The 10,578-nt window shown below is 64.3% G+C and carries 12 protein-coding genes; 8 read left to right on the forward strand and 4 right to left on the reverse strand.

Features of this window, described 5'->3' with window-relative positions:
* The 4 genes from I8N66_RS10370 to lpdA all read left to right on the forward strand — a co-directional run.
* The coding region (locus I8N66_RS10370; RefSeq protein ID WP_291153199.1) for a LysE family transporter at nucleotides 1-370 on the forward strand (370 nt) is incomplete at its 5' end.
* 2 nt (nucleotides 371-372) lie between these two features.
* Complete coding sequence (locus I8N66_RS10375; RefSeq protein ID WP_291153202.1) at nucleotides 373-873, forward strand: hypothetical protein; 501 nt, start codon at nucleotides 373-375, stop codon at nucleotides 871-873.
* Nucleotides 870-1,622, forward strand: a complete 753-nt coding sequence (locus I8N66_RS10380; protein WP_291153205.1) for an SDR family oxidoreductase — start codon at nucleotides 870-872, stop codon at nucleotides 1,620-1,622. Before I8N66_RS10375 ends, I8N66_RS10380 begins: the two co-directional genes overlap by 4 nt.
* A 24-nt stretch (nucleotides 1,623-1,646) precedes the next feature.
* The gene (lpdA, locus tag I8N66_RS10385; RefSeq protein ID WP_291153208.1) at nucleotides 1,647-3,053 is read left to right on the forward strand and encodes a dihydrolipoyl dehydrogenase; all 1,407 of its coding nucleotides are present in this window, start codon (nucleotides 1,647-1,649) and stop codon (nucleotides 3,051-3,053) included.
* Between the two features lie 138 nt (nucleotides 3,054-3,191).
* Here lpdA and I8N66_RS10390 read toward each other — a convergent pair whose 3' ends face one another.
* The gene (locus I8N66_RS10390) at nucleotides 3,192-3,686 is read right to left on the reverse strand and encodes an acyl-CoA thioesterase (RefSeq protein ID WP_113535256.1); all 495 of its coding nucleotides are present in this window, start codon (nucleotides 3,684-3,686) and stop codon (nucleotides 3,192-3,194) included.
* 213 nt (nucleotides 3,687-3,899) lie between these two features.
* Between I8N66_RS10390 and I8N66_RS10395 the strand changes: the two genes are divergently transcribed.
* A complete protein-coding gene (locus I8N66_RS10395; protein WP_291153212.1) occupies nucleotides 3,900-4,379 on the forward strand; it encodes a DUF2867 domain-containing protein in 480 nt (159 codons plus the stop codon).
* Here the strand turns inward: I8N66_RS10395 and I8N66_RS10400 are convergent.
* Nucleotides 4,376-4,972, reverse strand: a complete 597-nt coding sequence (locus tag I8N66_RS10400) for a TetR/AcrR family transcriptional regulator (RefSeq protein WP_291153214.1) — start codon at nucleotides 4,970-4,972, stop codon at nucleotides 4,376-4,378. The genes I8N66_RS10395 and I8N66_RS10400 overlap by 4 nt on opposite strands.
* A 121-nt stretch (nucleotides 4,973-5,093) precedes the next feature.
* Between I8N66_RS10400 and I8N66_RS10405 the strand changes: the two genes are divergently transcribed.
* Nucleotides 5,094-6,332: an MFS transporter gene (locus I8N66_RS10405; RefSeq protein ID WP_291153217.1), complete on the forward strand. Its 1,239-nt coding sequence runs from the start codon at nucleotides 5,094-5,096 to the stop codon at nucleotides 6,330-6,332.
* 38 nt (nucleotides 6,333-6,370) lie between these two features.
* Here the strand turns inward: I8N66_RS10405 and I8N66_RS10410 are convergent, their stop codons facing one another.
* Nucleotides 6,371-7,456, reverse strand: coding sequence for a TraB/GumN family protein (locus tag I8N66_RS10410; protein WP_113535252.1), 1,086 nt, complete (start codon nucleotides 7,454-7,456; stop codon nucleotides 6,371-6,373).
* Between the two features lie 99 nt (nucleotides 7,457-7,555).
* On the reverse strand, nucleotides 7,556-8,536 hold the full coding sequence (locus tag I8N66_RS10415) for a tyrosine recombinase XerC (protein WP_291153219.1): 981 nt from the start codon (nucleotides 8,534-8,536) through the stop codon (nucleotides 7,556-7,558).
* Nucleotides 8,537-8,625: 89 nt separating this feature from the next.
* On the opposite strand from I8N66_RS10415, the gene I8N66_RS10420 reads away from it, so the two are divergent.
* Together I8N66_RS10420 and I8N66_RS10425 are read left to right on the forward strand one after the other, a co-directional pair.
* On the forward strand, nucleotides 8,626-9,549 hold the full coding sequence (locus I8N66_RS10420) for a GNAT family N-acetyltransferase (protein WP_291153222.1): 924 nt from the start codon (nucleotides 8,626-8,628) through the stop codon (nucleotides 9,547-9,549).
* 61 nt (nucleotides 9,550-9,610) lie between these two features.
* The coding region (locus I8N66_RS10425) for an AAA family ATPase (RefSeq protein WP_291153225.1) at nucleotides 9,611-10,578 on the forward strand (968 nt) is incomplete at its 3' end.

Consider the following 10,578-nt stretch of genomic DNA (forward strand, 5'->3'; position numbering starts at 1 on the left):
GGCGCTGCGTGCCGGCCAGACGGAGATCAAGGTCGACCGCACCGAAAGCGCTGATCCGGCCAAGAGCCAGTCGGCTGCCAGGGCATTCGGTTTTGGATTTGCTGCCAATGCGCTCAACCCCAAGCCGGTGTTCTTCTTCCTGTCGATCTTCTCCACGGTCGTCAGCGCCCATACGCCGATCCTCGTCAAGTTCAGCTATGGCCTTGTCATGGCCTCGTGCCTGATCCTCTGGTTCGTCGGCGTCAGCCTGTTCATGACGACGCCGCGCATGTGTGCCGCCTTCACCCGCGCCAGCAAGTGGATCGATCGTGCCAGCGGCGTGGTCTTCATCGCCCTCGGCGTCAAGCTCGCGACGGAGAAGGTCGCCTGATCATGGTTCTTCGTCGCCTCATTTCCGCGCTTTTCGGCATTGCCCTCGCCGCACCGGCGATTGCCGCCGACTGCAAGCAGTCGCACGCGATCTACGGCGACCGCGATGGTGGCTATGAGCTGCGCTTCGAGCCGGTCGGCTCGGAAAGTGCGGCGACCAGCAATCACTTCAAGGTGGCGGTCCTGAAGCCGGGCCTGCTGCTCGACGGCGTCGTGATGCCGGCGGGCGAGCCGGAGCGCGCGACTGGACTCATCATGCACAATTGCCCCGAGGGGGATGCGACCGGCGAGGAACTGCGCGCCTGCACAGTATGGCAGGGCGTCGTTTATGCGCTCGACAAGGCCGGCGCGATCAGCGAGATCCCCGCCGAGACCGAACCGGCGGCTGAGCAATTGCTGCTCCCTGATTTCGGGCCATCGCTCAGGGCTTCGACCGCTTGGGGTAAGGGCAGGGCGGAAGCCGACAGCTGGGACGCCTTCACGCTGAAGGGATGCGCCGCATGAGTGCCGGCCCCGTTCTCCTGGTGACCGGCGGCAGCCGCGGCATCGGCGCAGCAATCTGCCTCGGCGCAGCGAAAGCCGGCTGGCGCGTCGCCGTCAACTATGCGTCGAACCGCGATGCGGCGGATGCTGTTGTCGGCGCGATCGTGCGGTCCGGGGGCACGGCGATCGCCGTTCAGGGCGATGTCGGCTCTGAGGCGGATATCCAGGCGATTTTTGCCGCCGTCGATACGGCCTTCGGCCGGCTGGACGGTCTCGTCAACAATGCCGGCATTGTCGGGCCGACAGAGCGGGTGGACGAGATGTCTCCCGCGCGGCTGGAGCGCATGTTCCGCATCAACGTCACCGGCTCCATTCGCTGCGCGGCGGAGGCGGTCCGCCGCATGTCGACACGCTACGGGCACGAGGGCGGCGTCATCGTCAATATCTCCTCGGTCGCTGCCGTGCTCGGCTCTCCGGGCCAGTATGTCGACTACGCCGCCTCGAAGGGCGCGATCGACACTCTTACCATCGGCCTCGCACGCGAGGTCGCGACCGAAGGCATTCGCGTCAACGCGATCCGCCCCGGCATCATCGATACCGAGATTCACGCGTCCGGCGGCCTGCCGGACCGGGCGCGCGATCTCGCCTCCACCATTCCCGTTCAGCGACCCGGCACGGCCGAGGAAGTGGCTGACGCGGTTCTCTACCTCCTGTCAGACAAGGCGACTTATGTGACGGGGTCAATTCTCAATGTCAGCGGCGGGCGGTAACCGTCCTGAAGGAAGGATATGCAAATGGCTTATGATCTCATCGTTATCGGCAGCGGCCCCGGCGGCTATGTCTGCGCCATCAAGGCGGCACAGCTCGGCCTGAAGGTTGCCGTCGTCGAGAAGCGCGCCACCTATGGCGGCACCTGCCTCAACATCGGCTGCATCCCGTCGAAGGCGCTGCTGCATGCCTCCGAGATGTTCCACCAGGTTGCCCACGGCGTCGACGCGCTGGGCGTCGAAGTCGCCGCGCCGAAGCTGAACCTCGAAAAGATGATGGCGCACAAGGACGCGACCGTTAAGGCCAACGTCGAGGGCGTTTCGTTCCTGTTCAAGAAGAACAAGATCGACGGCATCCAGGGCACCGGCAAGGTGCTCGGCCAGGGCAAGGTCTCGGTCACCAACGACAAGGGCGAGGAGCAGATCCTCGAAACCAAGAACATCGTGATCGCCACCGGCTCCGACGTCGCCGGCATTCCGGGGGTCAAGGTCGACATCGACGAGAAGGTTATCATCTCGTCGACGGGCGGCATTGCGCTCGAAAAGGTCCCGGCCAACATGATCGTCGTCGGCGGCGGTGTCATCGGCCTCGAACTCGGCTCGGTCTGGGCGCGCCTCGGCGCCAAGGTGACCGTCGTCGAATATCTCGATTCGATCCTCGGCGGCATGGATGGCGAGGTTGCCAAGCAGTTCCAGCGCATGCTCGCCAAGCAGGGCATGGACTTCAAGCTCGGCGCCAAGGTGACCGGCGTCGTCAAGGACGGCAAGGGCGCCAAGGTGACCTTCGAGCCGGTCAAGGGTGGTGACGCCGTGACGCTCGATGCCGACGTCGTTCTGATCGCCACCGGTCGCAAGCCCTACACGGACGGCCTCGGCCTCGACAAGGCCGGCGTCGTCATGGACCAGCGTGGCCGCGTCGAGATCGACCATCACTATCAGACGAGCGTTGCCGGCATCTACGCGATCGGCGACGTCGTGCGCGGTCCGATGCTCGCCCACAAGGCCGAGGATGAGGGTGTCGCCGTTGCGGAAATCCTCGCCGGTCAGGCCGGTCACGTGAACTATGACGTGATCCCGGGTGTCGTCTACACCCAGCCGGAAGTCGCTTCCGTCGGCAAGACCGAAGAAGAGCTGAAGGCTGCAGGCGTCGCCTACAAGGTCGGCAAGTTCCCGTTCACGGCCAACGGCCGCGCGCGCGCAATGCTCGCCACCGACGGCTTCGTGAAGATCCTTGCGGACAAGGAAACCGACCGGGTGCTCGGCGGCCATATCGTCGGCTTCGGCGCCGGCGAGATGATCCACGAGATTGCCGTGCTGATGGAATTCGGCGGTTCGTCGGAAGACCTCGGCCGCACCTGCCATGCGCATCCGACCATGTCGGAAGCGGTCAAGGAAGCCGCGCTTTCGACCTTCTTCAAGCCGATCCACATGTAAGGATCATGCAGGGGGCTGCGCCAACGCGGCCCCCTGTTTCCAGCCGCGCGGTTCAGGCGTGCCGGCTGCTGTCCGCCCACGCAACGTCAGCGCTTGCTGACATTATTGCCATCGGCCTTTCTGGTCCCGGCGACAGCCTCACTCCTCAGAAGCAGACCTGATCGCGTGGAAACGCTCTTCGAACTCGCGCCTGAGGGCGCGTCGTGCCTCGGCCGCGCGCTGCCGCTGCCTGCGGTCGGCGGTATCGGTGACAAGGGCAGGAACAGGTGTCGGGCTTCCGTCGGCGTCGACCGCGACCATGGTGAAATAACAGGAATTGGTATGGCGGCGTTCGCCGCTGCGGATGTTTTCGGCCTCGACCCGGATGCCGATTTCCATGGAGGTGCGACCGGCATTGTTGACCGCAGCGCGGAAGGTGACGAGTTCGCCGACATGGATCGGCTGGCGAAAGATCACCTGGTCGACCGAAAGCGTCACCGCATATTGCTGCGAAAAGCGCGAAGCGCAGGAGAAGGCCACGCGGTCCAGGAGATTGAGCAGCGCGCCGCCGTGGACCTTGCCGCTGAAGTTCGCCATGTCAGGCGTCATCAGCACGACCATTTCGAGTTCGCGCGTGTCGTAGCTGGTTTCCATTGTTCGTCTCCAGAATTTGCAACGTTCCGCTTGAGTTATGCAGCTTGGCCGATGGAAGGGAAGAGCCTGGTGCTTGGGGAACAACGGTTCGTTGCGCAAGGCGGGATGTGACGATTGGCCCGAGGGCTGCGACAAGCGGCCTCCTGTCCAGTGGCGGTGGGCGGCGCAATCATGTTTCACATCGCAATCGATGCCGAGGCATCAGGAGGAAACATGAAACCGAGAGCCGTGGCCATCTCTCTGCCGAACCGGCATCTACCGGAAGCAGATTGGGCCGACCGATTCGAGCTTGCCCTTGACGGCAAGGGCGTGACCGCTGCGGAAGCAGTCGAGCGGTCGCTTGGCCGCTCGCCGCGATGGATCCGCGAGTTGCTCCGTCTTCGCAACGGCGTAGTCTCTGTCGTCGGCTTGAAGTCGGCCGCGCCGAAGCCGGGTCGTTTCGGCTTGGTCGGGGCGTTCCCGGTGCTGTCGAAAAGCGATGACGAAGTGGTGCTCGGCTTCGACGACAAACATCTCGATTTTCGCATCGTCGTGGACGTCAGGGCAGGGTCCGCCGTCAACCAGATCGTCGGCGTCACCACGCTCGTCCGGCGGCACAATGCGTTCGGGCGGGTTTACCTTGCGGCAGTCACGCCGTTTCACAAGATGATCGTGCCGACCCTTTTGGCGCGGGTGGCGGGTCCGGGCGGCTAAGCTGAGATCTCGTTCTTCAGCCCAGAGAGCAGCAGGTCCAAGTTGTCGCTCGCGCTGGCCAAGCGCGTAACCGGATCATTCGCCTCTGCAATCCAGAGCGCCGCATCGGCGAGGGCGCCATTGATCAGCCGTGCCAATGTCTCCGCATTCCCCTGACGCACGACGCCCTCGGCCATCATGGCCGAAAGCCGGGCGGCGAGCGAAGCGAGGCATTGCCGCCTGCTCGGCTCCAGCACGCTTGCGCCGAGAACTGCCGGTGCGTCCGTCAACACGATTTGTCGGATCTCCGGTTCGAGCGCCATCTCCAGATAGAGTTTACAACGGCGCACGAACCCTTCCCATAGATCCGCGGCCTCGGAGGCGGCATCGAGCCGCACATCCATCTCGGCGTCCAGGGTCTCCACGACAGCACGTAGCAGGCCTCTCTTGTCGCCGAAATGGTGATAGAGCGCGCCGCGAGTGAGCCCGGCCGAAGCGGTGAAGTCGTCCATGGAGGTCTCGGTGTAGCCGAGCCGGCTGAAGGCATCCCGCGCGGCGGCGATCAGCTTTCCCCTCGTCTCCGCGATCATGTCGCTACGCGCGCGCCTTGGCATTTTCCCTTCCTTTTGCATACGTAGAGTACGTTAATTGACATGCGGCGCGTATGTCAATACCACTGACATACATTGCGTATGCTAGTGACGCGGCGCTAAAACAGGTTTTGCAGGAGGTTCCATGGCCAATCCCTACGCACGGATCTTTGCCGCCAAAGGCACGGTGGGCTTCACCCTGGCGGGATTGGTGTCGCGCCTGCCGCTGTCGATGATGGGGATCGGCATCATCACCATGCTGGCGCAGGCTCGCGGCAGTTATGGGCTTGCCGGCAGCGTGGCCGCGGCGTTCACTCTGGCCTCGGCACTGCTGGCGCCGCAGGTTTCGCGGCTCGTCGATCGGTTCGGTCAGGGCCGCATCCTGCCGCTTGCCACGGTGCTCAGTATTCTCGGCACGTCGGCCCTGCTGGCTTCAACCCATTGGCAGGCCCCGGACTGGACGCTCTTCGTCTTTGCGATCCTCGCGGGATGCACGCCCAGCATGTCGGCGATGACCCGAGCGCGGTGGACCCAACTCTATCGCGGTCGCCCCGAGTTGAAGACCGCCTTTTCGCTCGAATCCGTTTTCGACGAGATCTGCTTTATCGTCGGGCCTCCCATTGCGGTCGGCCTGAGTGTCGGGTTGTTTCCCGAGGCCGGACCGCTGGCAGCCGCGGTATTCCTTGTCGTGGGCGTTACCGCCTTCGTGTTGCAGAAGGGAACCGAGCCACCCGTCAAACCGGCCGAGACGATGGCGCCGGGTTCGGTTCTTCGTTACCCGGCGCTGCGTGTACTTATCGCGGCGCTTGCCGGCATGGGTGTGATCGTCGGCACGATCGATGTGGTCAGCCTGGCCTTTGCCGAGGCCGAGGGACGACCGGCCGCCGCGAGCCTCGTGCTTTCGCTTTATGCGCTTGGTTCCTGCGTCGCCGGTCTGGCGTTTGGCGCAGTCAGGCTAGGCCTGCCGCTGCCGAAGCTGTTCCTGATCGGCGCGGGCATGACGGCCGCCAGCACGTTGCCGCTCCTGTTCGTCGGCGGGATCGGCAGCCTTGCAACGATGATGTTCGTTTCGGGCGTGTTCTTCGCACCGACGATGATCGTCGCCCTGAGCATTGGCGAAATCGCCGTGCCGCCGTCGAAGCTGACGGAGGGGCTGACCTGGTTGACCACCGGTCTCGGGGTCGGCGTTGCGGCGGGGGCGGCGGTGTCAGGGGCGGTGGTCGAGCGCTTCGGTGTGCAGGCCGGCTTCACCATCGCGCTCGCCGCCGGTGTCTTGATCGTTGGCGCCGCGTTTTGGGGTTATCGCCGCCTGGGCAGGATCGAGGGTGACGGCGCTATGGCGCCCACTTCCGAAGTCGTTTCGCGTGCGAGCGTGCAGGGCTAAGCGTAGTTCCGGCCGACATCCTCCGCCGGCCGGCGCTGTCAGTTGGCGCGCGTGACTGTGAAGCCCTGGGCGCGCAGCAGTTCGACCAGGCCTTCCTTGCCCGGCAGGTGCAGCGCGCCAACGGCCATGAAGGCCGCGCCGTTCTTCAGGATTGGTTCGGCGCGCGTTGCCATCGTCCTGTTGCGGTCGACGATGATGCGCTGCTCGAAATCGGCATAGCCGAAATCGTCGCTCGACGTCGTGTCGACGGCCCTCATCATCGGCATGATCATGCCGGTGTCGCCGGCAAGGTAGAGGTCGGTCATTGTCGCGAAGACGTCGTCGATCGTCTTGCCGAGCGCCAGCGTCTCGATGAGGGCGCGCAGGTGCAGTTCGGTCGGAAGAGAGTCCATCGCCGCGAGCTGTTCGATCAGCGACTCCAGGCCCTTGAGCGCTTTGCCCTGGCTGACCGCATCTTCGGCAATCTTCTTGTCGAGGAAGGAGGCGCCCGTCGCCTTGCGGGTGATCTCGCAGGCGGGCAAGGCGACGAAGCTCGCGATCATCCACGGCTTCATGCGCGCCACCAGCGTCAGCGGAATGCCGCGCGCCTTGAGGCCCGCTTCAAGCTTTTCACGATCGCCGGGCTTCAGGAAGTCGGCGATCGTCTTGTTGTCCGGAAACATGGTGAGGTCGGGCCGCATCAGGATCGCTGCGGCCGACTTCTTCTCGTCGATGATTTCGTCCGATTCGACGATGACGGTGGACGCTGCCTCGAAGGCGGCCGGCGCCTCGGTCGGGAGCGCCAGCACACGCGGATCGGTGACGTGCATGGTGCCGAGCAGCCAGGAAGGTGCGATGCCGTCCTTCTCGATCTTCCAGAAGATGCCCTTGCCGTTCGGAACGGCTGCGGCTTCCGCTTCGAGTGCTGCGAATCTTGTCGGGTCCGACTTGGCAAGGGCCGTCAGGACATTCGAACCGCCGCATTCGGCTTCCTTCGCATCGGCTTCCGCGACAAAGAAGAGGGTCACGACGAGGCTGGCGGCCAGGACGAGGTGCAGCAGGGCAATCAGCCAGAGTGTACCGTCCGTGACCCATGCGAGCAGGTTGCGGGGCAGGTTTCGATCAGGTCTCGCAAAGGCGGTCATCATTGTTCCCCGACGGTCGGACGGTCGTTGCAGAACCCTAGGCCCAGGCCGGTCACGGCTTCCTTAAGGGGCATGGTTAATCCATGGTTTCGCCGAAAATCAGGCGCGCGGATGGGCGCGGTCATAGATTTCCAGAAGCCGTGCGGAATCGACGCCGGTATAGACCTGCGTCGTGGACAGGCTGGCATGGCCAAGAAGCTCCTGAATGGTTCTGAGATCGCCGCCGCCGGCAAGCAGATGGGTGGCGAAGGAGTGGCGCAGCGCATGCGGCGTTGCCGTGTCCGGCAGGCCGAGGGCACCGCGCAGCTTCTGCATTTCGCGTTGGATGATCGCGGGCTGCAGCTTGGCGCCGCGGGCGCCGCGAAACAGCGGCTCATCGGCCGCGATCTGATAGGGGCAGAGCTTGATATAGGTGGCAACGGCTTGGCGCGCCGCTTCGATCAGCGGCACGAGGCGGGTCTTGCCGCCCTTGCCGACGATGCGCAGCGACGAGGGCGCACCGGCAAATTCGCCCGGTGTCAGGCCGAGCGCCTCGGAAATGCGCAGGCCGCATCCGTAAAGCAGGGTCAGTACCGCGGCATTGCGGGCGGCGATCCAGGGCTCCTCGGCAAGCTGTGCCTCTGCGGTCACGACGTTGAGTGCATCGCGATCGGTCAGCGGTTTCGGCAGGGATTTCGGTTGCTTCGGCGAGCGCACCGCAGTGGCGCCGGCGGCATTGGCGAGACCGTTGCGCTCGAGGAAGCGAAGGAACGAGCGCAGCCCGGCGAGCCCGCGACCGAGCGTGCGAGCGCCGGCGCCCCCTTTGCGGCGCTGGGCGAGGAAGCCACGCAGATCCGCTGGCCGCAGCGTGCGGATATCGGAAAGTCGCGGCGGTCCAGCCAAATGCCCGGTCAGGAATGTCAGGAACTGGCGCGTGTCACGCTCATAGGCCTCGACAGTGTTATCCGAGAGGCGACGTTCCCGCATCAGCCCGTCGAGCCAGCGCTGACGCTCGGCGAGGAGTTCCGGATGGCCTATGACGAGGAGCTCGTTCATTGTCATTTTCCAAGATGTTTCATCCGCGACAATGCTCTGATGCATCTTATGTTTTTGCTAATGCGCCCTTGGAATCTGTCATTCTTCGATCATATAGAATTGCGATGTTCAGCCGGAAAGAATCGGATCGGACTATGGCGGGACGGGATTCGGTGAACGGATTCGCGCATTTTGCTGAAGTAATCGCCCTGGTCTCACAGGGGCAGCCTGGTCACATCGTCGATACCCTGATTGCCGAGCGCGGGCGGCGCATCGTCAAGAGCCCCGTGTGGCCGCTGGTGCGCCCATTCCTCTATGCATTGCTGAACTATCGCAAGGCACACGAGTTTGCCGATGCGGTCGCCAACATGCCCGGCTTTCAGGCCTTCGAACATCTGAGTTCGCTTCTGTCGCTGGACGTGCGGGTCGACCGGGCCGAGCGGATTCCGGCCAAGGGCGGCTTCCTGCTGGTCAGCAACCACCCGACCGGAATTGCCGACGGGATTGCCGTCTTCGACCTGCTGAAAACACGACGGCCGGACATGATGTTCTTCGCCAACCGCGATGCCATTCGCGTCAATCCGCGCTTCGTCGAGATGGTCATCCCGGTCGAGTGGCGGGAAGAGCACAAGAGCAAGCTGAAGGCCCGCGAGACGCTGCAGGTGACGAACCGGGCGATCGGCGAGGGCAAGGCGACGATCCTCTTTCCTTCCGGGCGCATCGCCTTCTGGGCGGACGGCTGCCTCAACGAGCGGCCATGGAAGACGTCCGCGGTGGGGTTTGCACGCAAGTACGGCCTGCCGATCCTGCCGGTGCATATGAGCGCCCGCAATTCCGGCCTGTTCTACTGGTTCGCCAAGTGGTCGACGGAACTGCGCGACATGACCGTGTTTCATGAGTTGCTCAACAAGAAGGGCGACCACTTCGACTTCCGCATCGGCAACCTGATCTCGCCGGATGCGCTGGAAGGCGAGCCCGGCGAGGTGACGAAGGCACTCGAACGGCACACGGTCTTCGATCTGGCCATGGATGCGGACGCATCGTTCCAGCCCCGGTTGCAGGGGGCGGCCGCGCTCTGACGACCGGCCCGCCATGTCTGCCGGCTTCACGCCGGGCGGCGGATCGGCTAGGTCTTGGGCCATGCAGCTTCAATCCATGTTTGCCGAAAACTACCGTTCGTTGAAGTCGATCCGCATGGATCTGACCGGGGTCAACCTGTTCATCGGCGAGAACGGCGTCGGCAAATCCAATCTCTATCGGGCGCTTCAGCTCGTGCAATCCGCCACGCGCGGGACCTTGGCGCGCGAGATCGCCGAAGAGGGCGGCATGTCGTCGGCGCTCTGGAGTGGCCGCCGTCGCGGCGACAAGCCGGCGCGCATCCGATTGGAAACCGAACTCTTGGACGAGGAACGGGCGATCACCTTTCGCTACCGCATCGAGGCAGGGCTTCGTCCGCCATTGGCTGCCGCCGGCTTTGCCTATGAGCCTCAGGTCAAGGAAGAGGAACTGACGGTCGAAACCGGCAGGCGGCCGGTGACGATGATGAAACGATCCGGGCCAGGCATTTTCGTGCGCGGCGAGCGCGGACGGATGGAGGACTATCCGGAAACGGCGCTGACCTCGGAGACGGCGATTTCGCTGCTCGGCGACGCCGGTCACTATCCGGAGGTCGGAACCTTTCGCCGCGCGGTCGACCAATGGCGGTTCTTCCACGGCTTCCGCACGGATCGCGATTCGCCGCTTCGGCTGCCCTGTCTCGCCGTGACGGCGCCGATGCTCGACGAGACCGGCGTTAACATGGCCGCGGTCTTTGCGACGCTCAGGCACACACGTCAGGATACGGTCGACCTCGACCGTGCTATCGCCGATGCCTTCGGTGGCGCCTATCTCGATGTTCCCGAGCCCGGTCAGTTCGCCGAATTCTCGCTGGTCTTTCCGGATTTTCCCAACCGGCCGTTTTCGCCGCGCGAGCTTTCCGATGGGCAGATGCGCTTCCTGGCGCTGGCGGCCGCCTTGCTGTCCTATCGCCGGCCCCGCTTCATTGCGCTGAACGAGCCGGAGACCAGCCTGCATCCGGACATGCTGCCGGCGCTTGCCGACATGATCGC

Source organism: Ensifer sp. SSB1, from assembly GCF_016652895.1.
Taxonomy (GTDB): Bacteria; Pseudomonadota; Alphaproteobacteria; order Rhizobiales; family Rhizobiaceae; genus Ensifer.